We start from the raw sequence: 25,352 nt of genomic DNA on the forward strand, positions 1-25,352 counted from the left end.
CTCGCCGCTTGCGCTGAGTCCTTCCCGTCCGTCCTCGGGGGACCCTTCGGGCCCCCGCTCGCCCGGACCGGCTGTCGCCGCTGGTGGTCAGCTGAAGGGCTTGCGGTCGTCCAAGCGCACGGACAGCCGTCCCGCCGTGCGCCAGAGGCGGGCGACGGCGTCGCGGTCCTCGTCGGTGACGAGGTTGCCCATCACCCGCAGCGCCACGGTCATCAGCGCCCGCGAGCGCATGCCGACCGGCCCGGCCGCCGGGAGGAAGCGCGGCACCGTGAGCAGCCCGGCCAGCCGCCGCGCGATGGAGAACGCCTCGCCGTAGTGCCGGCGCAGCGTCGCCGGCCACGCCGCGGTCCAGTCGTCCTCGCCGAGCAGCCCGGCGAGGGTGCGCCCGGTCTCCAGGCCGTAGTCGATGCCCTCGCCGTTGAGCGGGTTCACGCACCCGGCCGCGTCCCCGATCAGCGCCCAGTTCCGCCCGGCCACGCCGGACACCGCACCCCCCATGGGCAGCAGCGCCGACGCCGGCAGCCGGACGTCGCCGTCCAGCCGCCACTCCCCGCGCCTGGACTCGGTGTAGGTCTCCAGCAGCGCCTTCAGCTGCACCCCGGCCGGACGGCGGGAGGTGGCCAGGGTGCCGACGCCGATGTTGACCTCGCCGGCCTCGGCGCCCAGCGGGAACACCCAGCCGTAGCCGGACAGCAGCTCGCCGTCGGCGCCGCGCAACTCCAGGTGGGAGGAGATCCACTCGTCGTCAGCGCGGCCGGAGGTCGCGTAGCCACGCGCGGCGACCCCGTAGGCGGTGTCGCGGTGCCACTCGCGCCCGAGCACCCGGCCCAGCGGGGAGCGCACCCCGTCGGCGACGACGAGCCGCCGGCAGGAGACCGTGCTCCGGCTGTCGTCTGCGTGCTCGAACACCACACCGGTGACCCGGTCGCCGTCCCGCTCGACGTCGACGGCCCGGGTGCCGTCGGCGGCGACCGCACCGGCGTCGAGCGCCGCCTGCCGGATGCGGGCGTCCAGCTCGGTGCGCGGCACGGCGCTGCCGTGGTCGGGGAAGGCGCCACCCGGCCAGGGCAGCTGCCACTCCCGGCCGAACCCGGCGGCGCGCAGGCCCCGGTTGCGGGCCTTCGACCGCGCCCACTCCCCCAGGCCCAGGTGGTCCAGCTCGGCGATCGCCCGCGGGGTCAGCCCGTCACCGCAGGTCTTGTCACGCGGAAAGACCGCGGCGTCGGCGAGCACCACGTCGCGCCCGGCACGGGCCGCCCACGCGGCGGCGGCGGACCCCGCCGGGCCCGCACCCACCACGAGGACGTCGCTGGCTGCGGGAAGGGCGTCGACGGGCACGGCACCCAGTGTCCCTGGCCGCCGGTCACCGGGGTCAGCCGACCTGCGGCCCCGGGCCCGGACCTCCTCGACCGAGGCCATGGCCCCCCGCGGCTCGGTCAGCCAGTCGCGGACGGGCGTCCGCGGGAACGGCCGTCCCTTGCGCCCAGAGCGGAGCCCAGATCCTGCCGCTTCGCCGGGTGAACCAACGAGCGCGCGTTCCGCCGCGGTTCTCCCGGCGGTCCCGGCGGAGGTCAGCTCCGGGCGTCGCCGTCCCGGCGCGGCGGCTCGATCGCCAGTGGCGCCCGCCGCAGGGTGTCGAGCAGCTCCTGACCGGCCTCGCGCCGGGCCTCGTCCAGACCGGAGAGGTCGTCGGGGACCTCGACCCGCTCCTCCTGGTCCGCGGGGTCGAAGCTGCGGGGCAGCTTCTTCAGATGGCCGCTCATGGACCTGACCAGCAGCGCGGCCGCGATGAAGAGCACCACGATCAGGAGCAGGCCGAGCGGGCCGGCCTTCCCGACGTCCTGCGGGAGCTGCTGCTGAGCCGCGGCGAGAATGCTCACCGCGTCCACGGGTGCGGTCATCGGACGGTCACCTCACTGCGGATGCCGGCGAACAGGTCGTCCTCCGGGGTGGTGGTGTCGACCAGCGAGCGGGCCAGCTCGTAGTCCTCCGTGGGCCAGATCTGCTGCTGAGTGTCCACCGGGCAGGCGAACCAGCGGCCCAGCGGGTCGATCTGGGTGGCGTGCGCGATCAGCGCGGCGTCGCGCACCGGGAAGTATTCACCGCACGGGACGCGGGTGGTGACCCGGTGGGAGATGTCGTGCGCGGGGTCCCACTTCTCCAGCCACTCGGCGTACGGCGACTCCGCACCGGTCGCGAGGATGGCCTCGTGCAGCGCCTTCGTGCGGGGCAGCGTGAAGCTCATGTGGTAGTAGAGCTTGCTCGGCTGCCAGGGGTCGCCGAGCTCCGGGTACCGGTCGGGATCGCCGGCGGCCTCGAAGGCGTGCACCGAGATCTCGTGGGTCTTGACGTGGTCGGGGTGCGGGTACCCGCCGCGCTCGTCGTAGGTGGTGATCACCTGCGGCTTGAAGCGGCGGATCAGCGCGACCAGCGGAGCAGCGGCCTCCTCGATCGGCACGAGGGCGAAGCAGCCCTCCGGCAGCGGGGGCAGCGGGTCGCCCTCGGGCAGCCCGGAGTCGACGAAGCCGAGGAACTCCTGCTCGATGCCGAGGATCTCGCGGGCCCTGGCCATCTCCTCGACGCGGATCTGCGGCAGCCGCTCCCAGACCTCGGGGCGGTCCATCGCCGGGTTGAGCACCGAGCCGCGCTCGCCGCCGGTGGCGGTGGCCACCATCACGCGGACGCCCTCGGCGACGTACTTCGCCATCGTGGCGGCGCCCTTGCTCGACTCGTCGTCCGGGTGAGCGTGCACGGCGAGCAGGCGCAGCTGGTCGGGTTGGGTCACCCGGACAGTGTCCCTCGCCGGACGACGCCGACGGCGGATGGTCAGCCGTGTGTGGCAGACGCCTCGCGGGTGAGCGGCCCGAACGGCTGGAACGTGTCGTCGATCACGCCCCGATACACTGCGGTTCCGCATCCCGGGCGGGGCCGCGCATCGCAGCGTCGGCCGCTCCCGCGGTGTTAGCTTGGCCGGATCGACCACCGCCGTCCGCACCGGGCGGCACCCCGAGTTCCAGGAGTTCTCCCACGTGTCCACCCCCACTGACGAGCAGGACCAGGGCATCTGGCTCACCCAGGAGGCCCATGACCGGCTGAAGGCCGAGCTCGACCAGCTGGTGGCAAACCGCCCGGCCATGGCCGCCGAGATCAACGCCCGCCGAGAGGAGGGTGACCTCAAGGAGAACGGCGGCTACCACGCCGCCAAGGACGAGCAGGGCAAGCAGGAGGGGCGCATCCGCCAGCTCACCGACCTGCTGCGCAAGGCGCACGTGGGCGAGCCGCCGACGAAGGTCACGCACGCCGCCACCGGCACCGTCATCACCATCCGGTTCGAGGGCGACGACGACACCGAGAAGTTCCTGCTCGGTTCGCGCGAGATCGCAGGCACGACGGACCTGACCGTCTACTCCCCCGAATCGGCCCTCGGCGCGGCGATCATGGGCGCGAAGCCGGGCCAGAAGGTCACCTACCAGGCGCCCAACGGCCGGAGCATCACCGTCGAGGTCGTCGGCATCGAGCCGTTCGTCCCCTGACCGTTCGGTGACCGCGCCGCGCGCCCGTTCCCGGCGGGCGGAGAACACCGGCTTCCCGTGCGTGCACTGCGCCGCACGGGTGCCGGCGAACACCGACGGGCACTACCGCAACCACTGCCCGTACTGCCTGTGGTCGCTGCACGTCGACGACCTGCCGGGCGACCGCGCCAGCGAGTGCCGGCAGCCCATGGAGCCGATCGGGCTGGTGGAGAAGTCGGGCAAGGGTTGGCAGGTGGTCCACCGCTGCACGGCGTGCGGCCACCGCCAGCCCAACCGGCTGGTCCGCGACGGCGACGCTCCTGACGACCTGGACCTGGTGCTCAGCCTTCCCTGGCTCTGAGTGGCGCTCTGGGGGGCGAACTCCCGGCTCGGGAGTTCTGCGGGACCCGCAGCGCGAGAACCGCCCCCCAGAGCGGCGGTCCCGGCGATCAGGCCGGCGCCAGGCCCCGGCGGCGGAGCAGCGGCTGGGGGTCGGCGTCGCGCCCACGCACGGCGCGGAAGGCATCCAGCGGGTCGACCGAGCCACCCACCGCGAGCAGCCGCTGCCGGAAGGCGTCGCCGTTCTCCCGGCGCAGGCCGCCGTTCTCCTTGAACCACTCCACGGTGTCGGCGTCGAGCACCTCCGACCAGATGTAGGAGTAGTAACCGGCCGAGTACCCGCCGGCGAAGACGTGCTGGAAGTACGTGGTCCGGTACCGCGGCGGCACGAGCCCGGAGGCCACACCCGCCGCCTCCAGGGCGGCGCGCTCGAAGGCCACCGGGTCGCCGATCCCGGTCTCCGGGGTGATGCGGTGCCACGCCTGGTCCAGCAGGGTGGCGCCGAGGTACTCCAGCGTCGCGAAGCCCTCGCCCCACAGCCGCGCGGCGTCGATCGCCTCGACGACCGACCTCGGCAGCGGCTCGCCGGTCTCCACGTGCCGCGCGTAGTCGGCCAGGACCTCGGGCCAGAGCGCCCACATCTCGTTGACCTGGCTCGGGAACTCGACGAAGTCGCGCGGCACCGCGGTGCCCGAGAAGCGCGGGTAGGTCACCGCGGAGCTCAGCCCGTGCAGCGCGTGCCCGAACTCGTGGAAGAGGGTGTTCACCTCATCGAGCGTGAGCAGTGTGGGCTGCCCGTCGGGCGCCCGCGACACGTTGAGGTTGTTGACGACGACCGGGCGGGTGCCGAGCAACCGCGACTGGCGCACGAACGAGCTCATCCACGCTCCGCCGCGCTTTCCCTCGCGGGCGAAGAAGTCACCCAGGTAGAGCCCGACCTCGGCGCCGTCGGCGTCGCGGACCTCCCACACCCGGACGTCGGGGTGGTAGCCGGCGAGGTCGGGGCGCGGGGTGAACCGGAAGCCGTAGAGCCGAACCGCTGCGGAGAAGACGCCGTCGACCAGGACCCGGTCCAGCTCGAACCAGGGGCGCAGCGCGGCGGTGTCGACGGCGTAGCGCTCGGTCCGCACCTGCTCGGAGTAGAAGGCCCAGTCCCAGGCGGCGAGCTCGACGCCGTCGCGGGCGGCGACCTCCCGCAGCACGTCGGCCTCCGCCTCCGCGTTGGCCACCGACGCCGGCACCATCGAGGCGAGCATCTCGTCGACCGCGGCCGTGGTGCGGGCAGTGGAGTCGGCGAGCACGAGGTCGGCGTGGGTGTCGAAGCCGAGCAGCCGGGCACGCTCGGCCCGCGCCCGGGCGATCCGCTCGGCGACCGGCCGGTTGTCGTGCTCGCCCGCCGAGGCCCGGCTCGTGGACGCCTCGAACACCCGGCGGCGCAGTTCCCGGTCACGCAGCTTGGTGAGCACCGGCTGGCCGGTGGGGAGCACCAGGGTGAGCAGGTACCCGTCGAGGCCGCGGTCGGCAGCTGCCCGCGCGGCGGTGGCCAGCTCCTCGCCGGTGAGCCCGTCCAGCTGGGCCGCGTCGGTGACGTGGACCGCCGCGGCCTCAGTCGCCAGCTGGAGGTTCTGCCCGAATGTCGTCGAGAGCTCCGACAGCTCCTGGTTCAGCTCGCCGAGACGGGCCCTGTCGGTGTCGTCGAGCCGAGCACCGGCGAGCACGAAGTCGAGGTGGTAACGCTCGACCAGGCGCAGCGCCTCGGCGTCCAGCCCGGCGTCGTGCCGGGCGCCGTGGACCGCATCCACCCGGGCGAAGACGGCCGGGTCCAGCCGCAGGGCGTCCTCGTGCGCGGCGGCCAGCGGGGCGATCTCCCGTTCGATCTCCCGCAGCCGGGGGGTGGCCACCGAGGAGGAGAGGTTGCCGAACACCGACCACGCCCGATCCAGCAGCGCCCCGGACCGCTCCAGCGCCACGATGGTGTTCTCGAAGGTCGGCGGCTCGGGGTCCGCGACCATGGTCGCCACCTCCCGCCGGTGCTCGGCCATGCCCGCCAGCAGCGCCTCGCGGCAGTGCTCGAGGGTGATCCCGCCGAACGGGGGCAGCCCGAACGGCAGCTCCGACGGCGCGGCGAGCGGGTTGTCGACGGACAGGGCGGGGGTGGACTCGGCGCTCATCGGTCGCCAGTCTCCACCCCCGCCGTGACCTGCCGCAGGGGCCACCGCGAGCGGTGCCGCGATCCGGTGCCGGCGCAGGCGCGCTCGCTCAGCGGCTGGCCGTGCGCTGGTAGATCCTCACCGAGAGAGGGATGAAGACGGCGAGCAGGACGGCCGACCACAGCAGCGTGTAGAGCACGGGGTTCTGCAGGGACCACGCGTCGGTGACCTCGAGGACCGGAGCGGTGTTGCCGAACAGCTCCCGGGCCGCCTGCACGACCGCCGACACCGGGTTCCAGTCGGCGATCCACTTCAGCACCGTCGGGAAGTTGCCCGTCGGGACGAAGGTGTTGGCGATGAAGGTGAGCGGGAAAATCACGATGAAGCTGGCCTGCTGCACCACCTCCGGGGCCCGGACCAGCAACCCGACGGTCGCCATCAGCCAGCTCATGGCGTAGGCGAACAGCAGCAGCAGCGCGAACCCGGCCAGCGCCTCGCCGATCGACGACCGGATCCGCCACCCGACGACCAGCCCCGTGACGCCCATGACGACGATGGACAGCGCGTTGAGCGCGACATCGGCGACGGTGCGGCCGACCAGCACGGCCGACGGCGCCATGGGCAGGGAGCGGAACCGGTCGATAAGCCCCTTCTGCAGGTCCTCGGCCAGGCTGGCCCCGGTGATCGTGCTCCCGAAGACGATGGTCTGCGCGAAGATCCCGGGCAGCAGGAACTCCGCGTAGCTGATGCCCTGGATGGGGATGGCGCTGCCGAACACGTAGCGGAACAGCAGCACGAACATGATCGGCGACAGCGTCGCGAAGACGATCAGCTCCGGTACCCGCTTGACCTTGACCAGGTTGCGGCGGGTGATCGTCAGGCCGTCCTCGACGGCGACGGACAGCGAGCTCATCGGTCACTCCCCACGGTCGCGGCGGCGGGCGCGGCGGCCTCGTCGCCGTCCTCGGCGACCCGCCCGGTCAGCGCCAGGAAGACGTCGTCGAGGTCGGGGCGTCGGAGACCGACGTCGACGATCTCCGCGGCGCAGCCGTCGAGCCGGCGCAGCGCGTCGGCGAGCACCTCCGCTCCACCGCTGACCGGCAGGCTGAGTCGTCGGCCCGGCCCGTCGACCTGTGGCTGCTCCACCGCCAGCGGCGCCAGCCGCTGCACCATGTCGGGGAGCACCCTGGCGTCGGTGACGGTGAACTCCAGCCGCCGGCCCCCTACCTGCGCCTTGAGCTCGTCGGCGGTGCCGCGGGCGATGACCCGGCCGCGGTCGATCACCACCATGCGGTCGGCCAGCCGGTCGGCCTCCTCCAGGTACTGCGTGGTGAGCAGGATCGTCGTCCCGCCGTCGGCGAGCTCGGAGATGAACTCCCACATGGCCAGCCGGCTGCGCGGGTCGAGACCGGTGGTCGGCTCGTCGAGGAACAGCACCGGCGGGCGGTTGATCAGCGAGGCCGCGATGTCCAGGCGGCGCCGCATGCCGCCGGAGTAGGTCTTCGCCGGCCGGTTCGCCGCCCCGGAGAGGTCGAAGCGCTCGAGCAGCTCGCCGGCCCGCCTGCGCGCCTCGGCCTTGCCGAGCCGGTAGAGCCGCCCGACCATCTCCAGGTTCTCGAAGCCGGTGAGGTACTCGTCGACGGCGGCGTACTGGCCGGTGAGCCCGATCGCCGCGCGCACCCGGTCGGCGTCCCGGGCCACGTCGAGCCCCACGACCTCCGCCCGCCCCTCGTCGGCGGCGAGCAGGGTGGTGAGGATGCGCACCACCGTCGTCTTCCCCGCGCCGTTCGGGCCGAGCAGCCCGAGCACCGAGCCCTCGGCCACGGTCAGGGACACCCCGTCGAGCGCGGTGGTGGCGCCGAAGCGCTTGACCAGCCCCTCGACCACGATCGCGTCGGTCATGAGACGCACGCTAGGGGGCGGCGGTGACAGTTCTCGAACGCTTTCCTCGATGGCGTGCACATCCGTGCTCCTCGCTCCGCGCCCCGCACGGTGCGAGGTCGGGAGCTAGGACCGGAGGGGCCCGGCGGACTCATCGGTGCGCGACTGCTCGGGGGTGGCGGCGTAGCCGGCTCGGCGCAGCGCGGACACCACCTCGTCGGCGTGCGCGGGCCCGCGGGTCTCCAGGACGACGAAGACCTCCACCTCGCCGATCCGCAGCCGGGTGCCGGTGCGCTCGTGCTCGACCTCCAGCACGTTGGCGCCCACGGCGGCGAGCTCGGCGAGGACGGCTGCCAGCGAGCCCGGGCGGTCGGGCACCCGCAGGCGCAGCGAGAGGTACCGCCCCGCCGCGGCCATGCCGTGCTGGACGACCTTGAGCAACAGCACCGGGTCGATGTTGCCGCCGGAGACGACCGCCACCACGGGCGGTGCGAACGCCGCCGGGTCGGCCAGGACGGCGGCCACCGCCGCGACACCGGCCGGCTCGACGACGAGCTTGGCCCGCTCCAGGCAGAACAGCAGTGCCCGGGACAGGTCCTCCTCGCTGACCGTGCGCACCTCGTCGACCAGGCGCCGCACGTGGGCGAAGGTCAGGTCCCCGGGCATCGGGACCGCGATGCCGTCGGCCATCGTCGCCATGCTGTCCAGCGCGATCGGACGCCCCGCCGCCAGCGAGCCGGGAAATGCCGCCGCCGACTCCGCCTGCACCGCGACGACCCGCACGTCGGGACGGCGCTCCTTGACCGCGGCCGCGATGCCCGAGACCAGTCCCCCGCCGCCGGCGCAGACCAGGACCGTCGCCACCTCGGGGCACTGCTCGAGAACCTCCAGCCCGACGGTCCCCTGCCCGGCGATGACGTCCGGGTGGTCGAACGGGTGGATGAAGACCGCCCCGGTCCGCCGGGCGTGCTCGGCGGCGGCCACCAGCGGCTCGGCCAGCGACTGCCCGAGCATCTCGATGGTGGCGCCGTAGTGGCGCGTGGCGGCCACCTTGGGCAGCGGCGCGGTCTCCGGCATGTAGACCGTCGCCTCGGCGCCCAGCAGTCGCGCGGCGAGGGCAACCCCCTGGGCGTGGTTCCCAGCGCTGGCGGCGACCACTCCGCGGGCCCGCTCGCCGTCGCTCAGCCGGGCGATCCGCGTGTAGGCACCGCGGATCTTGAACGACCCGGCGCGCTGCAGGTTCTCGCACTTGAGCCACACCGGGCCGCCCGCGCGATCGGCCAGCCCGCGCGAGTGCTCCAGCGGGGTGCGCCGGACGACGCCGGCGAGCAGCTCCGCCGCCGCCTCGACGTCCTTGCCGGTGACGAGCGGCGGCCCACCGGATCCGGTCACCCGGGGATCCTCGCAGGCGGCGGCGACGACGGGCGCCCGGACCCGCGCTCCTCGTCGTACCGTGGCGGAGGTGACGGACAGCCCCGCACCGGCAACCCCCGCCCCCGCACCCACCACCCTTGGCGAGCTCCGCGCCACCGGAGTTCCCTTCCGCCCGGTCAAGGCGGAGATCCGCGCCAACCTGCTCGCCCGCCTCGCCGCCGGCGAGGCGACCCTGCCCGGCATGGTCGGCTTCGAGGACACCGTGCTCCCCGAGGTCGAGCGGGCACTCATCGCCGGCCACGACCTCGTGCTCCTCGGTGAGCGCGGCCAGGGCAAGACCCGGCTGATCCGCACCCTGGTCGGACTGCTCGACGAGTGGACACCGGTCCTGGTCGGCAGCGAGCTCAACGAGCACCCGCTCAGCCCCATCAGCGTCTGGGCACACCGGCAGATCGCCGAGCACGGGAACGCCGCTCCCGTGGGCTGGCTGCACCGCAGCGAGCGGTTCGGCGAGAAGCTGGCGACGCCGGACACCAGCGTCGGCGACCTCATCGGCGACGTCGACCCGATCAAGGTCGCCGAGGGCCGCACGCTCGGCGACCCGGAGACCGTCCACTACGGCCTCGTCCCCCGCACCAACCGCGGCATCTTCAGCGTCAACGAGCTGCCCGACCTCGCCGAGCGCATCCAGGTGGCGCTGCTCAACGTCCTGGAGGAGCGGGACATCCAGATCCGCGGCTACCGGGTGCGGCTCCCCCTGGACCTGCTGCTGGTGGCCAGCGCCAACCCCGAGGACTACACCAACCGCGGGCGGATCATCACCCCGCTCAAGGACCGGTTCGGCGCCGAGGTGCGGACCCACTACCCGATCGAGCTCGCCGACGAGATCCGGCTGCTGGAGCAGGAGGCGCAGACCAGCGGGCTCGGGGCACCGGGCGGGCAGGACGCCCTCGACGCGCCCGTCGTCCCGGCCCACCTGGTGGAGATCGTCGCGCGGTTCACCCGGCTGGTCCGCGAGTCCAGCCACGTCGACCAGCGCTCCGGCGTCAGCGCCCGGTTCGCCATCGCGGGCCTGGAGACCGTCGCCGCCTCCGCCGTCCGCCGCGCCGCCGTGGCCGGGGAGGCGCGGCCGGTGGCCCGGGTCGTGGACCTGCCGAGCATCGTCCCGGCCAGCCGCGGCAAGGTGGAGTTCGCGGACGCGGGCTCCGACCCCGACGACGACCGCGAGCTGGAGATCCTCGAGCACCTGCTGCGCCAGGCGACCGCGCAGACCTTCCGCGCCCGCTGCGCCGGGCTCGACCTCACCGGCCTGCAGGAGCACTTCACCGGCGGGGAGACCGTCGAGTCCGGCGACCTGGTGCCCGCCCCGGCGCTGCTGGGCCAGCTGGGCACGATCCCGAAGCTGGCCGAGCTGCTCGGTCGGCTCGGCGTGCCCGAGGGCGACCAGTCCGCCGAGCAGGCGGCGGCGGCCGTGGAGTTCGCGCTGGAGGGGCTGCACCTCACCCGCCGGCTGGCCAAGGACACCGACGGCGGCCGCACCGTCTACGGGGCCTGACGTGAGCACGCGACGTCCACGCGGCTACCGGTACGGGGCCTGGCGGGGCGGCCCCGACCCGCTGGCCCCGCCCTACGACCTGGGCAACGCCGTCGACGAGATCGGCGACTCGGTGCTGGGCGGCAGCGGGGTGCGCGAGGCGCTGCGCGAGCTGCTGCGCCGGGGCACCGAGGGCCGGCGCGGGCTCGACGAGCTGCGCCGGGCGGTGCGCGACCGGCTGCGCAAGGCGCGCACCGCCGGGCGGATGGACGGCACCCTGCAGGAGGTCCGGGAGCTGCTCGACCGGGCCGTCGAGGCCGAGCGCCGCGAGCTGTTCCCCGACCCCGACGACGCCGCGCGCCTGGCCGAGGCCGAGCTCGACGCGCTGCCGGAGGACACCTCCGGGGCGGTCCGCGCGCTCAGAGACTGGTCGTGGCGCTCGGCGGAGGGGCGGCAGGCCTACGAGCAGATCCAGGACCTGCTGCGCCGGGAGGTGCTCGACAGCTCGTTCGCCTCGATGAAGCAGGCGCTGCAGGACGCCGGCGAGCAGGACCTGCAGGCGGTCAAGGACATGGTCGCCGACCTGTCCCGGCTGGTCGACGCGCACAACCGGGGTGAGGACACCGACCAGCAGTTCGCCGACTTCATGCAGGACCACGGGCAGTTCTTCCCCGACGAGCCGCAGTCGGTCGAGGAGCTCATCGACTCGCTGGCCCGCCGGGCGGCCGCGCAGGAGCGGATGATGGCCGGCCTCTCCCCCGAGCAGCGCGCCGAGCTGGCCGAGCTGATGGCGCAGACGATGGAGGACATGGGGCTGGCCAGCGAGATGGCCCACCTCTCCGACGCGCTGCGCCAGGCCCGCCCCGATCTGCCGTGGGGGCAGCGCGGGCAGGTCCCCGACGGCGAGCAGCCCCTGGGCCTGGGCGACGCCACCAGCGCCGTGGCCGAGCTCGCCGACCTGGAGGCGCTGTCGAACCAGCTCTCGCAGGGCTACGCCGGCGCCTCGCTGGCCGACGTCGACGAGGAGCTGCTGCAGCGTGCGCTCGGCCGCTCCGCCGCCGACGACCTGGCCGCGCTCCGGCAGCTCGAGCGGGAGCTGGAGCGACAGGGCTACCTGAACCGGTCCGGGGGCACCCTGGAGCTCTCTCCCAAGGCCGTCCGCCGGCTGGGCGCGACCGCGCTGCGCCGGGTCTTCGCCCAGCTCGACGCCACCGGCCGCGGCGAGCACGACGTCGCCGACGCCGGCGCGGCCGGGGAACTCACCGGCGGCTCGCGGGAGTGGCGGTTCGGCGACGAGCAGCCGCTGGACGTCGTCCGCACCGTCCGCAACGCCGTGCTGCGGACGGCGGGCGAGCCACGCCGGGAGGGGCAGCGGCGGGTCCGCATCGCCGTCGAGGACTTCCAGGTGGTGGAGACCGAGCGGCGCACCGGCGCCGCCGTCGCGTTGCTGGTCGACCTGTCCTACTCCATGGCGCTGCGCGGCACCTGGGGGGCGGCGAAGTCGACGGCGATGGCGCTGCACTCGCTGGTGACCACCCGCTTCCCGCAGGACGCCATCGAGATCATCGGCTTCTCGTCCACCGCCCAGGTGCTGCGCCCGGAGACCCTCGCCGAGCTCTCCGTGGACACACTGCAGGGCACCAACCTCCAGCACGGGCTGATGCTGGCCCGGCGGTTCCTGGCCCGGCACCGGGACGCCGAGCCGGTCGTCCTGGTGGTCACCGACGGGGAGCCGACCGCCCACCTGGAGGACGACGGGACGCCGTTCTTCTGCTGGCCGCCGATGCCGGAGACGATCGCCCGGACCGTGGCCGAGGTGGAGCGGGTGGCCCGGTCGGGGGCGACGGTTAACGTCTTCGCCCTCGACCCCGACCCCGGCCTGGTGCACTTCGTCCACGACCTGACCCAGCGGGCCGGTGGACGCGTGTTCCAGCCCGACACCGAGCGGCTCGGCGAGTACGTCGTCGCCGACTACCTCCGCACCCGCCGGGGACGACGCGCGCGCTGAGCGGTCGAGTGCGCAGTTGCGGTCGATCGGCCCCCCGGCAGGGGGAGCGAGCCGCTGGAGCTGATCCCCGGGATGGCCCCCGCGCGGAAGGCGTTCACGAACAGCCGGTGATCGGTCTGAGTGCGGTGCGCGTAGGAGTGCGCGAACTCGACCAGGTCGGCGACGAACTCCTCCCGCCGGTCGCCCACCATGGCGGTGATCGCCTCCTCGGTCTGGAACGGCACCAGGGTGTGGTCGCTGTCGGCGTCGCCGACGCAGTGCAGCTTCGCGGTGGCGCGGCCGAGCTGGGTCAGCACCGGGGCGATCTCCTCGGGCTCGGTGAGGTCGTCCCAGTCCAGGTCGAGCTCGTAGGGCGAGAGCTCGGCGACGACGAAGCCCCGCCCGTCGATCTCGGTGTAACCGAGGAACTGCGAGGTGTTCGCCTGCAGCGACCGCTGGCTCAGCGCCGTGCGGTGGCCCTCGTTCTCGAAGTAGCCGCGGATCTCCGGGTCGGTGACGACCCGGCTGGGCGCCGCCACGTTGCCCTGCTTCAGCGACAGGACGACGTCGTTCTCCAGCGCCTGGTCGTACCCCTCGAGCAGGACGTTGTAGGCCGGCAGCCCGGCGCTGCCGATGCCGAACCCGCCGGTGCCGATGACGTCCTTCACGTCGTAGGTGACCTCCCGGCGCCGCTGCCCCTTCGGCACGGTCTGCCGGTAGCGCTCGAGGGCGGCGAGCACGCGGTCCCGCTCCTCGTCGCCGAGCCGGCGGTTGCGGGCCCGGTCGGCGAAGCGCCGCTGGAAGTCCTCCACCACGGTCATGCGGTCGAGCAGGCCCATGCGGGTGCGCGCCGTCGTCTCCAGGATCAGCTCGCGCACCGCGCCCTCGGTGTTCCCGGCGAGCAGCGCGAACGACCGGTCCTCGTCGGAGCGGGTGAACGCCTCCACCTGCTCCAGATAGGCACGGAGGTAGACGCCCAGCAGCTCGCTGATGACATCGTCACCGAGCGCCTTGCGCCACGACAGCAACGCGAAGCTGGCGCAGAAGCGGCGCAGGTCCCAGCTGACGTGCCCGAGGTAGGCCTCGTCGAAGTCGTTGACGTCGAAGACGATCCGGCCGGCGCTGTCCATGTAGGTGCCGAAGTTCTCCGCGTGCAGGTCACCCTGGATCCACACGCGCGACGTGCGCTCGTCGCACCACCGATCCTCCGTCGTCGCCATGTCGGCGTAGAACAGAGGGGCGCTCCCCCGGTAGAAGGCGAACGGATCGGCCGCCATCTTGCGGAACTTCGTACGGAAGGCATCGGCGTCGGCGTCCATGAGCTCGCCGAAGGCCTCGACGAGGACGTCGACGATCTGCCGCGTCCGGTCGTCGGGGTCGGGGGACTGGCTCACACCAGGGAGGGATGGGGGCACAGGTTGCACCGTAGGGGGCCGATAACGTCGGTGGCGCCCCGACGCATGCACCGACCAGGGACGGAGGGACCATGATCCGCACGGACACGGCCCGACGGCTGGCCACCGGAGCCGCGTACGGCGGCGGCGGGATGGGCATCGCCGGGGCCGCCCTGGTCGCCCTGCTCCGCGAGGAGGCACGGGCCGCCCGCCGCAGGGTCGAGGCCCGCACCACCAAGGGCGACCCGCCGTCGGGCGACGGGGTCTACGGCCGGGGCCGCGGCACGCCGATCGTGCTGGCCGTACTGGGTGACTCCAGCGCCGTCGGGCTCGGCGTGCACCGCGCCGCCGAGACCCCCGGCGTGCTCGTCGCCGCGGGCCTGGCCGAGCTCGCCGAGCGGCCGGTCCGCCTGGTGCGCCTGGCGAAGTCCGGCGCCCGCGCCGCCGACCTGGAGGTGCAGGTCGACCGCGCCCTGGCCGAGCAGCCGACGGTCGCGGTGATCATGATCGGGGCCAACGACGTCACCGCCCGCACCTCGACGGCGGTCTCCGTCGGCCACCTCACCGATGCGGTCCGCCGGCTGACCGCGGCCGGCTGCGAGGTCGTCGTCGGCACCTGCCCCGACCTGGGCACCATCCGGCCGATCGCCCAGCCGCTGCGCACGCTGGCCCGCCGGTGGAGCCGGCAGATGGCAGCCGCGCAGACCGTCGCCGTCGTCGAGGCCGGGGGCCGGACGGTCTCCCTCGGTTCGCTGCTCGGGCCCGCGTTCGCCTCCGACCGCACCATGTTCAGCGTGGACGAGTTCCATCCCAGCGGCGCCGGCTACGCCGCGGCAGCAGCGGTGCTGCTGCCGTCGGTCGCCGACGCGCTCGGCGTGTGGCCGGCGCGCGCGGACCGGGGCCTGCGCTCGCTCCGCCGCGGCACCGTCCGGCCCGTCGCCCGCGCCGCGGCACGAGCCGCCAACCGTCCCGGCACCGAGGTGCAGGCCGCCGAGGTGGCCGGCTCGGACACCGGCCCCCGCGGCCCGTGGGCGCTGCTGCGGCGGCGCCGCCCCACCGAGGTGCCGACGCCCGAGCAGGCGGAACACGCCGAGGCGGAGGCGGGCACGCCGGTCGCCGGCTGAGAAAGGACCCCGTCCTGCCCACCCCTCGCGTGCTCGGGGCGGTACCCGGGACGGGGCCGGGTAGTTTCGAGGTGACCGACGTCCGGCGATCCGCGCCCGGACCCCCCTCATCGTGGAGGCTCTCATGCCCGAAGCCGTCATCGTCGCGACCGCGCGCTCACCCATCGGTCGTGCGTTCAAGGGCTCGCTGAAGGACATGCGGCCCGACGACCTGGCCGCCGCCGTCGTCCGTGCCGCCCTGGACAAGGTGCCCGCCCTCGACCCCACCGACATCGACGACCTGATGCTCGGCTGCGGCCTGCCCGGCGGCGAGCAGGGCTTCAACATGGGGCGCGTCGTCAGCGTGCTGCTGGGCATGGACCACCTGCCCGGCACGACGATCACCCGCTACTGCTCCTCGTCCCTGCAGACCACCCGCATGGCCATGCACGCCATCAAGGCCGGCGAGGGCGACGTCTTCATCTCCGCCGGCGTGGAGACCGTCTCGCGGTTCGTGAAGGGCAACAGCGACGCGATCCCCGACACCAAGAACCCGGTCTTCGCCGACGCCGAGGCCCGGGTGGCGAAGGTGGCCGAGAGCGGCGCCGACTCCTGGACCGACCCGCGCCAGAACGGCGAGATCCCCGACGTCTACATCGCCATGGGGCAGACCGCGGAGAACCTGGCGCTGCTCAAGGGCGTCACCCGCCAGGAGATGGACGAGTTCGCCGTCCGCAGCCAGAACCTCGCCGAGGAGTCGATCAACAACGGCTTCTGGGAGCGCGAGATCGTCCCGATCACCCTGCCCGACGGCACCGTGGTCACCAAGGACGACGGCCCGCGCCCGGGCACCACGCTCGAGGGCATCTCCGGCCTGAAGCCGGTCTTCCGCCCCGACGGCCGGGTCACCGCGGGGAACGCCTGCCCGCTCAACGACGGCGCCTCCGCCGTGGTCGTCATGAGCGACACCAAGGCCGCCGAGCTGGGTCTCACCCCGCTGGCCCGCGTGGTCTCCACCGCGGTCACCGGCCTCTCGCCGGAGATCATGGGCTACGGCCCGGTCGACGCCTCCCGTCTGGCCCTGCAGCGGGCCGGCATGACCATCGACGACATCGACCTCGTCGAGATCAACGAGGCCTTCGCCGCGCAGGTCATCCCGAGCTACCGGGACCTCGACGTCCCGATCGAGAAGCTGAACGTGCACGGTGGCGCCATCGCCGTCGGGCACCCCTTCGGCAGCACCGGGGCCCGGATCACCGGCACGCTGATCAACGGCCTGCAGACTCGGGACGTGACCTTCGGCCTGGAGACCATGTGCGTCGGTGGCGGCATGGGCATGGCGATGGTGCTCGAGCGCCTCTCCTGATTCGCTCCTCCGGGGCTCTCCGCACGGGGAATCCCCGGAGGACCCCGCGCCGGCGGCGCGGGAGGCCCCCTGACACGACAGTGGCCCGGCCCCCTCGCGGGGACCGGGCCACTGTCGTGTGCGGACGAGGTCAGTCGTCCTGGAGGTAGCTCAGCAGGCGCAGGATCTCGATGTACAGCCAGATGACGGTCACGAGCAGACCGAAGGCGATGTACCAGGCGAACTTGGCCGGCGCCCCACGACGGATGGCCTCGTCGGCCATGTCGAAGTCGAGCAGCAGGAAGAACGCCGCCACACCGATCACCAGCAGGCTGAAGCCGATCGCCAGCGGGCCACCGTCGCGCAGGCCCAGGCCGTCGCCGCCGCCGATCCACGCGGCCACGAAGTTGGCCACCATCAGGACCAGGACACCGATACCGGCGGCCATGACCCAGCGGGTCAGCTTGGGCGTGACGCGGATGGCGCCCGTCTTGTAGACCACCAGCATGCCGGCGAAAACACCGAAGGTGCCGATCAGCGCCTGCATGACGATGCCCGGGTAGACGTCGTTGAACGCCTCGCTGATCGCACCCAGGGCGACGCCGTAGAGCGCACCGTAGGCCAGCGTCGCGGCCGGGTTGGCGATCTGCTTGAAGGCGATCACCAGGCCGAGCACGAAGGCGACCAGGACCGACGGCAGGGCCAGGCCCCACGCCAGCTCCTGGGGCAGGAGCGCCCAGGTGACCGCCGCCGAGACGACGGTGACGAGGAAGGACAGACCCGTCTTCTGGACGACGTCGTCCATGGTCATGTACCGCGTCGCCTCGGTCGTCCCGTACGGGGACGGTGCGGTGTACGCGTCGTGCTGCGGCGCGGGGGCGCCGTACTGGGTCGGGGCCCCGTACTGCGGCGCGCCGTACCGGGGCCCGCCGTGCTGGGGGGCGTTGCCCCAACCGGCGGACTGCTGGCCGGGGCCCGCATTACCGAACCCACGGCTGAACGCCGGGTTCCTACTGGGCATCGTCATCTCCTCGAGGTGACTTCTGGATCGTGGAGCCAACTTGGCGCACCCCACTCGGTCAGGTCAACGCCGGACACGCCCGAAGCGTTCCACGACACCCGCACGAGGGGAAACGGATGCCCCTCCGGTGCCCCCGGTCGGGTTCGAACCGACGCTGGGACCCTTTTAAGGGGCCTGCCTCTGCCGATTGGGCTACGGGGGCGTGCCCTGCACGCTAGCGGGGATCCCCCGCGAGCTCCGTGGCCCGGGACAGCACGGCGTCGAGCATCGGCTCGGTGAGCCTGCCGGTGAAGGTGTTCTGCTGGCTCACGTGGTAGCTGCCCAGCAACGTCAGCGGGCCGCGGGGACCGGACAGCGCCACCTCGACGCCGTGGCCGAACGCCGGCCGCGGCCGGGGCAGCGCGTACCCGGCGGCGGCCAGGACCGGCCACAGCGCCGTCCAGCCGAAACCGCCGAGGACGACGACCACCCGCAGCCTCGGCAGCAGCTCCAGCTCCCGGGCCAGCCACGGCGAGCAGGTGTCCCGCTCCTCCGGCGTGGGCGCGTTCGCCGGCGGTGCGCAGCGCACGGCGGCAGCCACCCGGACGTCGGTGAGCTCCAGTCCGTCGCCGATGTGGGTGGAGGTCGGCTGGTTCGCCAGCCCGGCCCGCCAGAGCGCGGCGAAGATCCAGTCGCCGCTGCGGTCGCCGGTGAAGACCCGGCCGGTGCGGTTCCCGCCGTGGGCGGCCGGCGCCAGCCCGACGACGGCGATCCGGGCGTCGGCCGGCCCGAGCCCGGGCACCGGCCGGCCCCAGTAGTCCTGGTCGCGGAAGGAGGCCCGCTTGGTCCTGGCCACCTCCTCCCGCCACGCGACCAGCCGGGGGCAGGCGTAGCAGCCGGAGATGCGGGCGTCGAGGACGGCGAGGTCCCGGGCCGCCCGGGCGCCGCGGACGACCCCGGCCGGCGTGCGGGTGACCGGGAAGCCGTCGGCGTCGAGTGCCATGCGGAGCGGGTCAGCCGCGGGCCAGGCGCAGGACGATGCCGTCGAGGATGTCGTGCTCGCTGACGGCGACCTCCGGCAGGGCGAACTCGTCCATGAGCACCCGCAGGACCAGCGCGCCGGCACCGATGACGTCGACCCGGCCGGGGTGCATGACCGGCGACGCCGCCCGCCGCTCCCGGGGAGCCGCGAGCAGGTCCGCCGACACCCGCCGCACGTCGTCCACCGGGATCCGCGAGCCGTGGATGGCCTCGGAGTCGTAGGTGGGCAGGTCCAGGGCGAGCGCGGCCACGGTGGTCACCGACCCGGCCAGTCCCACCAGGGTGGCCGCCCGCCGCACGGGCACCTCGGCGGTCACCTCGGCCAGCGCGGTCCTGATGTCCCGCTCGGTGAGGGAGACCTGCTCGGCGGTCGGGGGGTCGTCGTGCAGGTGCCGCTCGGTGAGCCGGACGCAGCCGATGTCCACCGACCGCGCGGCGATCACGCCGCCGGCGTCGCCCAGGACGAACTCGGTCGAGCCGCCGCCGATGTCGACCACCAGGTACGGCGGCCGGGGCGGCTGCAGGCCGTGCGTCGCCGCCGCCGCCGCGACGGACCCGGTCGCGCCGAGGAACGACAGCTCGGCCTCCTCACGGCCGGTCACCACGTCGGGGGCCCGGCCCAGCGTGGCCAGGACCATCCGCTCGAAGTCGGCGCGGTTGGCGGCGTCCCGGGTGGCGCTGGTGGCCACCATCCGGACCGCGGTGGCGCCCAGCTCGCGGGCCTGGGCCGCGTACTCGGCGAGCACCAGGCGGGTGCGCTCGATCGCCTCCGGCGCCAGCCGGCCGGTCGCGTCCACGCCCTGGCCGAGGCGCACCACCTCCATCCGGCGGAGCAGGTCGGTGTGCCCGCCCTCTGCGGGCACGTCGGCGACCAGCAGGCGGATGGAGTTGGTGCCGCAGTCGATCGCCGCGACCCGGGTCACGCCTCGTCCTCGGGGCCGGGGCCCTCCGGGCGGGCGCAGGGCCCCTTGGCCCACCACTCGCCCATGCCCTCGACGGCGCGGTCGCCGATCGGATTCACGCCGGGGCCAGCCGCCAGCGCGTGACCCGCGAGCGCGTGCAGGCACTTCACCCGGTCGGGCATGCCCCCCGCGGTGGCGCGGGTGGGCAGCACGTCCTTGGCGTCACGGGCGGCGAGGTAGCTCTCGTGCGCGGCGCGGTAGCCCGCGGCCAGCTCCGGATCGGTGGCCAGCTCGTCCTGCCACTCCCGCATCCGCCCGGTGGACTCCAGCCGGCTCGCGGCGGCCGAGGCCCGCGGGCAGGTCAGGTAGTAGAGGGTCGGGAACGGCGTCCCGTCCTCGAGCCGCGGCGAGGTCTCGACCACGTCGGGCTGGCCGCAGGGGCAGCGGTGCGCCACGCCCACCAGCGCTCGCGGCGGCCGGCCGAGCTGCCGGGCGACGACCTCCCGGTCCTCCGGGGTGACCGGCTCGCTCACCCGCCCGCACCTCCCGTGCCCGTCTCGTCGATCCCGTCACCGCCGTCGGCGTCGGCCACCGACCGCATCAGCCCCTCGTACCAGGACAGCGGCTCGGGCTGCTCGGCCGCGGCGGCCAGCGTGCCGGCGTCGCCCTCGACGGCCTCCCCGTCGACGACGATCAGCAGGCGGTCACCGGGAAGCACGTAGGACAGCCGCTCCCGTGCCTGCCGCTGCGCGTAGGCAGGATCGGACTGCCGCTCCAGCTCTGCCTCCAGGTCGGCGGCCCGCTGGTCGAGCGCGTCTCCCTCGGCGGCGAGCCGGGTCAGCTCTGCCTGCCCGGCGAGGTACTGCCGGATGGGGCCGGCCAGGGTCAGCGCCAGCAGCAGCACCAGCCCGACGAGCACGACCGCGCGTCCGGTGAACAGCGGACGGCGACGGGCCGCAGCCGGGCCGGTCGGGCGCCGCTCCGGCCGGCGGTTGGGACGCCGCTGCCCGGGCCGGCTGGACGCGCTGGTCCGCAGGCCCGTGCGGACCGGCCGGGTGGAGTGCACCCGGGGCACCCTGCCGGTCGCCCGCGGACCGTCGCCACCGGCCCGCCGGCCCCGCACGCTGCTCATCGGTCCTGGCTCAGCCGTCCAGCCGGGGGAACGCCGCGGCACCGGCGTAGCGGGCGGCGTCGTCGAGCTCCTCCTCGATGCGCAGCAGCTGGTTGTACTTGGCCACGCGCTCGCTGCGCGCCGGGGCACCGGTCTTGATCTGCCCGCAATCGGTGGCGACGGCGAGGTCGGCGATCGTGGTGTCCTCGGTCTCACCGGAGCGGTGGCTCATCATGCAGCGGTAGCTGCTGCGGTGGGCCAGGTTCACCGCGTCGAGGGTCTCGGTCAGGGTGCCGATCTGGTTGACCTTCACCAGCAGCGCGTTGGCCGCGCCGCGGGCGATGCCGTCGGCCAGCCGCGCCGGGTTGGTGACGAAGAGGTCGTCGCCGACGATTTGCACCCGGTCGCCGAGGGCGGCGGTCATCGCGATCCAGCCGTCCCAGTCCTCCTCGTCCAGCGGGTCCTCGATGGAGACGATCGGGTAGGCGTCGACCAGGCCGCGGTAGTAGTCGACGAGGTACTCCGCCGAGCGGGACTGCCCCTCGAAGTCGTAGCCGCCGTCGGCGTGGAACTCGGTTGCGGCCACGTCGAGGGCGAACGCGATGTCCGAGCCGAGGGAGTAGCCGGCCTTCTCGACCGCCTCGGCGATCAGGTCCAGCGCGTCGCGGTTGCTCGGCAGGTCGGGAGCGAAGCCACCCTCGTCGCCGAGGCCCGTGGCGAGCCCGCGGCCCTTCAGCACGGCCTTGAGCGCGTGGTAGGTCTCGGTGCCCATGGCCAGCGCCTCGGCGAAGGTCGCGGCGCCGATGGGGGCGATCATGAACTCCTGCACGTCGACGTTGCTGTCGGCGTGGGCGCCACCGTTGAGGATGTTCATCATCGGCACGGGCAGCAGGTGCGCCGACGGGCCGCCGACGTAGCGGAACAGCGGGAGGCCGGCGGAGTCGGCGGCGGCGCGGGCGACGGCCAGGCTGACGCCGAGGATGGCGTTGGCGCCCAGGCGGGACTTGTCCGGGGTGCCGTCGAGGTCGAGCAGCCGCTGGTCGACCAGGCGCTGTTCGCTGGCCTCGTAGCCGACCAGCTCCGGGCCGATGACGTCGAGGACGCCGTCGACGGCCTTGGTGACGCCCTTGCCGCCGTACCGCTCACCCCCGTCCCGCAGCTCCACCGCCTCGAAGGCGCCCGTGGACGCACCGCTGGGCACGGCGGCCCGGGCGATGGTCCCGTCGTCGAGGGCGACCTCGACCTCGACGGTGGGGTTTCCGCGCGAGTCGAGGACCTCCCGCGCGCCTACGGCATCGATGCTCGGCACGGGACGCAGCCTAACCAGCCGCGCGCCGTCGCACCGCCCGCCTCACCCGACCAGGTCGGCGACGGTCAGCTCCGGGGCCCCGGCACGGTGTCCCGGTCGGCCGTCTCGGCCCCGCTGGGGCCGGTGAACGCCCGCGAACGCTCGCGCGCCTCGCTGCTGCCGGTGAACAGCGACGCGCCCTCGGCCGGCCCCGCCGGCAGGGGCGCGGCGACGGGCCCGTGCCGCCCGGTCGCCCCCGGCAGCTCCTCGACCCGCACCCGTGGCAGACCGCGGCCGTGCTCCCGCTGCAGCCAGCCGACCAGCCCCTCGCGGACGTGGCAGCGCAGGTCGAACAGCGTCGGTCCGTCCTTGCCGCTGACCAGCACCCGGACCCGCACCACCGAGCCGACCGCGTCGGTCACCTGCAGGACCGACACCCGCCGGTCCCACAGCTCCTCCCCCTCGAGCAGCCGGTGCAGCTCGGCGCGCATGTCGTCGAACGGCACGGTCCAGTCGACGTCGAGCTCGACCGAGCCGAGCACGGCGGACTCCTTGCGCGTCCAGTTCTCGAACGGCGTGGTCGTGAAGTACGTGGAGGGCAGCACCAGCCGGCGGTCGTCCCAGACGTGGACGACGACGTAGGTGAGGGTGATCTCCTCGATCCGGCCCCACTCCTCCTCCACCACCACGACGTCGTCGACCCGGATGGCGTCGGTGAAGGCCAGCTGCAGCCCCGCGAAGACGTTGGCCAGCGAGGTCTGCGCGGCGAGGCCGGCGACGATCGAGATGACGCCCGCGCTGGCCAGGATGCTGGCGCCCGCGGTGCGCGCGGTGGGGAAGGTCAGCAGCATCGCGGCCACGGTCACGACGGCGACCAGCACGATCGCCAGCCGGCGCAGCAGGCCGATCTGCGTCCGGACCCGCCGGGCGTGCCGGTTGTCGACGACGTCGACGTCGTAGCGGGCCAGCGCCAGATCGGCCGTCACCTGCACCGCCACCGCCACCAGCCAGCCGACGGTCGCGACCAGCGCCAGGCCGAGTCCCCGGACGACCGGGTCCCGCCAGCCGCCCAGCTGGGGCCCGGCGTCGAGCACGATGGTGACGGCGATCAGCACCAGCAGGGTGCGCAGCGGCGTCCGGCCGCGCCGGGACAGGTCGCCGGCCACCACCGAGCGGCGGGCCAGCCGGCGCACCAGGACGCCGATCAGGACGCCGACCAGCCAGGCCGCGAGCGCCGCGGCGGCGACCAGCGCGAGCACCTGCCAGGCGTCGTCGGGCACCAGCTCCTCGACCTCCTCGACGGCGGTGGCGAGCGGCGCGGACGCGGGGGCCTCGGGGATCACGGGGCGCTCCTTGCGGGGTCGGCGCGCTCCTCGGCCTCGGCGTCCAGCTCGCCGGCGTAGCGGCGGACCGCCTCGCGGAGGGCGTCCTCGGCGTCCCAGCCGCGGGCCTCGGCGGCCGCGACCACGGCGAGCAGCCGCTCGCCGAGCGCCTCGGGGCTGTCGACGGTCAGCTCCGCCGGCGCCGGCGTCGCGAGGCCCGCCCGCCCGGCCCGGCGGACCAGGGCGGCGCCCCACGACGCCGCCGGCTGCGACCGGGAGACCCCCTCGGTCGGTGAGCGGCGCTGCTTCTCCGCCTTCTTGATCTCGTCCCAGCCCGCCTCCACCTGGGCCACGTCGCGCGGGCCCGCGTCGCCGAACACGTGCGGATGCCGGCGGACCAGCTTGTCGACCAGGTCGCCGGCCACGTCGTCGACGTCGAAGCGCCGCTCCTCCCCCGCCTCGGCGGCGACGCGGGCGTGGAAGACGACCTGCAGGAGGACGTCGCCGAGCTCCTCGCGCATCGCGGCCGGGTCGTCGTCGACGATCGCGTCGTAGGCCTCGTGCGCCTCCTCCAGCAGGTAGCCGCGCAGCGACGCGTGGGTCTGCTCGGCGTCCCACGGGCAGCCCCCGGGCGAGCGCAGCCGGTCCATGACCGCGACGACGTCGAGCAGCCGCACCCCCGCCGGCTCGGGCGCCGCGGCGACGACCTCCGCACCGGGCACCGGCTCCCCGAGGGGGACCAGCAGCACGACGTCCCCGTCCAGCGCACCGGCGGCGTCGACGGCCGGGACGTCGAGGACGGCCAGCCCGTCGGCGCGCAGCACCTCCGCGGTGCCGGCGGCCCCGGGCAGCGCGGCCAGCGGACGCCCCGAGGAGACCGCCCGCCACCCCGCGGGGCTCAGCAGGCCGGGCAGGTGGGGGCTGACGGTGACGGCGAGGGCGACGGGCACCCGGTCAGTCTGCCGAAGGCTCCACGGCCCCGTCCGCCCCCGGGGCGGCCGCCTGGTCGAGGATGTCGACGACGCCGCCCTCGGCGGGCAGCAGCCGCCCCTCGTCGACGACGCCGTAGCGCGGGTTGACCGTCAGGTCGAGGTCGGCCCGGACGTCGTCGAGCAGGGGCTGCACGGCCGCCTCCACCTCCTCACCTGCCTCGTTCTCGAGCTGCGGCCGCAGCTCCTCGAACGACGGGTAGGTGGTGCCGGCGCGGAAGGCGACGACGATCCCCCCGGTCTCGGGCACCGGCACCGCGACCGCCGTCCCCGGCCCCGCCGTCCCGAGCGGTCCGGCGAGGGCGGGCGGCAGCTCGTCGAGGGCCCGGCGGTCGAGCGCGGGCAGCGTGTACGGGCCGGGGAACCGGGCGGCCACCTCGGCGTAGCCGGCCGGGTCGGCCGCCAGCTCCGCCACGACCGCGTCGGCGGTCGCCTGGTCGGGCACCGTGACGTAGCCGAACTCGACCTGACCGAGTTCCTCCCGGACCTCCTCGTACCGCGCCCGGAGCGCCGGCTCCGCCAGAGCGGCCACCTCCCCCTCGGCGGCGGCCAGCTCCAGGCGCACCAGCTGCTGGCGCACGCTCTCGCGCACGTCGGCCCGGCCGACGCCCTGCTGGGCGAGGCGGCCGTAGACCTCGTCGGGGTCGTCCCCGCCGAGCAGCTCCTCGATCCGCCGGGTCACCTCCGCCTCGGCGACCTGCACGCCGTAGCGCTCGGCGGCGGCGTCGTGCACCTCGCCCTCGATGAGGAGCCCCAGCACCCGGCGGGTGAGCTCGGTCTCCCGGCCCTCGGCGGCCGCGGCCACGGCGTCGTCGGCGAGCCGGTCGGCGACCGCCGCGTCCAGCTCGTCGACGGTGATCTGCTCGTCGCCCACGTACGCGGCGACGTCCGGGGCCGACCGGCAACCGGCCAGGGCGACGGCGGCCAGTGCGACGGCGGCGCTGGCGCGGGCAGCGCGGTGGATCAGCACGCCGGGAGACTGCCACACCGGCTGTGACCTGCGCCCCACGCCGCCCCGGTCGGGGGCTTCAGGACGCCGCGGCCACCACACAGCCACCTCCCGCGCTCCGGTCCGCTCCT

At 74.4% G+C, this 25,352-nt stretch carries 23 protein-coding genes and 1 tRNA gene; 6 read left to right on the top strand and 18 right to left on the bottom strand.

Features of this window, described 5'->3' with window-relative positions; all coding sequences use genetic code 11:
• Nucleotides 1-87: 87 nt before the first annotated feature.
• The 3 genes from ACI791_RS04105 to mca all read right to left on the bottom strand — a co-directional run bounded on the left by ACI791_RS04105 (nt 88) and on the right by mca (nt 2,785).
• A complete protein-coding gene (locus ACI791_RS04105; protein WP_456584877.1) occupies nt 88-1,338 on the bottom strand; it encodes a geranylgeranyl reductase family protein in 1,251 nt (416 codons plus the stop codon).
• Nucleotides 1,339-1,571: 233 nt separating this feature from the next.
• Entirely contained in the window at nt 1,572-1,901 is a 330-nt protein-coding gene (locus ACI791_RS04110; RefSeq protein ID WP_456584878.1) for a hypothetical protein, read from the bottom strand.
• Nucleotides 1,898-2,785, bottom strand: a complete 888-nt coding sequence (gene mca, locus ACI791_RS04115) for a mycothiol conjugate amidase Mca (protein ID WP_347059441.1) — start codon at nt 2,783-2,785, stop codon at nt 1,898-1,900. The genes ACI791_RS04110 and mca overlap by 4 nt, the downstream gene beginning before the upstream one ends.
• Before the next feature lie 181 nt (nt 2,786-2,966).
• Here mca and greA point away from each other — a divergent pair, with 181 nt between their 5' ends.
• Together greA and ACI791_RS04125 are read left to right on the top strand one after the other, a co-directional pair.
• Nucleotides 2,967-3,533 (top strand): transcription elongation factor GreA, encoded by a 567-nt coding sequence (gene greA / locus ACI791_RS04120; RefSeq protein ID WP_347059440.1) that lies wholly within the window; start codon nt 2,967-2,969, stop codon nt 3,531-3,533.
• 7 nt (nt 3,534-3,540) lie between these two features.
• Nucleotides 3,541-3,873, top strand: coding sequence for an RNHCP domain-containing protein (locus tag ACI791_RS04125; RefSeq protein ID WP_456584879.1), 333 nt, complete (start codon nt 3,541-3,543; stop codon nt 3,871-3,873).
• An 88-nt stretch (nt 3,874-3,961) separates the two neighbouring features.
• On the opposite strand, the gene ACI791_RS04130 is transcribed toward ACI791_RS04125, so the two are convergent.
• The 4 genes from ACI791_RS04130 to ilvA form a co-directional block, all read right to left on the bottom strand.
• Nucleotides 3,962-6,022: a M3 family metallopeptidase gene (locus tag ACI791_RS04130; RefSeq protein ID WP_456584880.1), complete on the bottom strand. Its 2,061-nt coding sequence runs from the start codon at nt 6,020-6,022 to the stop codon at nt 3,962-3,964.
• A gap of 88 nt (nt 6,023-6,110) precedes the next feature.
• Nucleotides 6,111-6,914, bottom strand: coding sequence for an ABC transporter permease (locus ACI791_RS04135; protein ID WP_456584881.1), 804 nt, complete (start codon nt 6,912-6,914; stop codon nt 6,111-6,113).
• Nucleotides 6,911-7,903: an ATP-binding cassette domain-containing protein gene (locus tag ACI791_RS04140; protein ID WP_456584882.1), complete on the bottom strand. Its 993-nt coding sequence runs from the start codon at nt 7,901-7,903 to the stop codon at nt 6,911-6,913. Before ACI791_RS04140 ends, ACI791_RS04135 begins: the two co-directional genes overlap by 4 nt.
• 105 nt (nt 7,904-8,008) lie before the next feature.
• Nucleotides 8,009-9,274 carry a threonine ammonia-lyase gene (gene ilvA / locus ACI791_RS04145; RefSeq protein ID WP_456584883.1) on the bottom strand — a complete coding sequence of 422 codons (1,266 nt, stop codon included), beginning with the start codon at nt 9,272-9,274 and terminating at the stop codon, nt 8,009-8,011.
• A gap of 70 nt (nt 9,275-9,344) precedes the next feature.
• Between ilvA and ACI791_RS04150 the strand changes: the two genes are divergently transcribed.
• Entirely contained in the window at nt 9,345-10,811 is a 1,467-nt protein-coding gene (locus ACI791_RS04150; RefSeq protein WP_456584884.1) for a sigma 54-interacting transcriptional regulator, read from the top strand.
• Nucleotide 10,812: 1 nt separating this feature from the next.
• A complete protein-coding gene (locus ACI791_RS04155) occupies nt 10,813-12,798 on the top strand; it encodes a VWA domain-containing protein (protein ID WP_456584885.1) in 1,986 nt (661 codons plus the stop codon).
• On the opposite strand, the gene ACI791_RS04160 is transcribed toward ACI791_RS04155, so the two are convergent.
• The gene (locus tag ACI791_RS04160) at nt 12,762-14,171 is read right to left on the bottom strand and encodes a DUF2252 domain-containing protein (RefSeq protein WP_456584886.1); all 1,410 of its coding nucleotides are present in this window, start codon (nt 14,169-14,171) and stop codon (nt 12,762-12,764) included. The two genes, ACI791_RS04155 and ACI791_RS04160, sit on opposite strands and share 37 nt — an antisense overlap.
• Nucleotides 14,172-14,263: 92 nt before the next feature.
• Here ACI791_RS04160 and ACI791_RS04165 point away from each other — a divergent pair, with 92 nt between their 5' ends.
• Both ACI791_RS04165 and ACI791_RS04170 read left to right on the top strand, forming a co-directional pair.
• On the top strand, nt 14,264-15,295 hold the full coding sequence (locus ACI791_RS04165; protein ID WP_456584887.1) for an SGNH/GDSL hydrolase family protein: 1,032 nt from the start codon (nt 14,264-14,266) through the stop codon (nt 15,293-15,295).
• Nucleotides 15,296-15,419: 124 nt separating this feature from the next.
• A complete protein-coding gene (locus ACI791_RS04170) occupies nt 15,420-16,640 on the top strand; it encodes an acetyl-CoA C-acetyltransferase (RefSeq protein WP_347059427.1) in 1,221 nt (406 codons plus the stop codon).
• A 130-nt stretch (nt 16,641-16,770) separates the two neighbouring features.
• On the opposite strand, the gene ACI791_RS04175 is transcribed toward ACI791_RS04170, so the two are convergent.
• The 10 genes from ACI791_RS04175 to ACI791_RS04220 all read right to left on the bottom strand — a co-directional run bounded on the left by ACI791_RS04175 (nt 16,771) and on the right by ACI791_RS04220 (nt 25,242).
• Complete coding sequence (locus ACI791_RS04175; RefSeq protein ID WP_456584888.1) at nt 16,771-17,640, bottom strand: Bax inhibitor-1/YccA family membrane protein; 870 nt, start codon at nt 17,638-17,640, stop codon at nt 16,771-16,773.
• Between the two features lie 128 nt (nt 17,641-17,768).
• Nucleotides 17,769-17,842, bottom strand: a tRNA-Leu gene (locus tag ACI791_RS04180).
• A gap of 12 nt (nt 17,843-17,854) precedes the next feature.
• Nucleotides 17,855-18,622, bottom strand: coding sequence for a uracil-DNA glycosylase (locus ACI791_RS04185; protein WP_456584889.1), 768 nt, complete (start codon nt 18,620-18,622; stop codon nt 17,855-17,857).
• 10 nt (nt 18,623-18,632) lie between these two features.
• Nucleotides 18,633-19,583 (bottom strand): Ppx/GppA phosphatase family protein, encoded by a 951-nt coding sequence (locus tag ACI791_RS04190; RefSeq protein WP_456584890.1) that lies wholly within the window; start codon nt 19,581-19,583, stop codon nt 18,633-18,635.
• On the bottom strand, nt 19,580-20,095 hold the full coding sequence (locus ACI791_RS04195; protein ID WP_456584891.1) for a DUF501 domain-containing protein: 516 nt from the start codon (nt 20,093-20,095) through the stop codon (nt 19,580-19,582). Before ACI791_RS04195 ends, ACI791_RS04190 begins: the two co-directional genes overlap by 4 nt.
• Entirely contained in the window at nt 20,092-20,694 is a 603-nt protein-coding gene (locus tag ACI791_RS04200; RefSeq protein WP_456584892.1) for a septum formation initiator family protein, read from the bottom strand. Before ACI791_RS04200 ends, ACI791_RS04195 begins: the two co-directional genes overlap by 4 nt.
• A 10-nt stretch (nt 20,695-20,704) precedes the next feature.
• Nucleotides 20,705-21,982, bottom strand: a complete 1,278-nt coding sequence (gene eno, locus ACI791_RS04205) for a phosphopyruvate hydratase (protein WP_456584893.1) — start codon at nt 21,980-21,982, stop codon at nt 20,705-20,707.
• A gap of 65 nt (nt 21,983-22,047) precedes the next feature.
• Nucleotides 22,048-23,304, bottom strand: a complete 1,257-nt coding sequence (locus ACI791_RS04210) for a mechanosensitive ion channel family protein (RefSeq protein WP_456584894.1) — start codon at nt 23,302-23,304, stop codon at nt 22,048-22,050.
• A complete protein-coding gene (locus ACI791_RS04215) occupies nt 23,301-24,233 on the bottom strand; it encodes a MazG family protein (protein WP_456584895.1) in 933 nt (310 codons plus the stop codon). Before ACI791_RS04215 ends, ACI791_RS04210 begins: the two co-directional genes overlap by 4 nt.
• A 4-nt stretch (nt 24,234-24,237) precedes the next feature.
• Complete coding sequence (locus ACI791_RS04220) at nt 24,238-25,242, bottom strand: SurA N-terminal domain-containing protein (protein ID WP_456584896.1); 1,005 nt, start codon at nt 25,240-25,242, stop codon at nt 24,238-24,240.
• Nucleotides 25,243-25,352 lie beyond the last annotated feature (110 nt).

It is taken from the genome of Blastococcus sp. SYSU DS0973 (genome assembly GCF_054051055.1).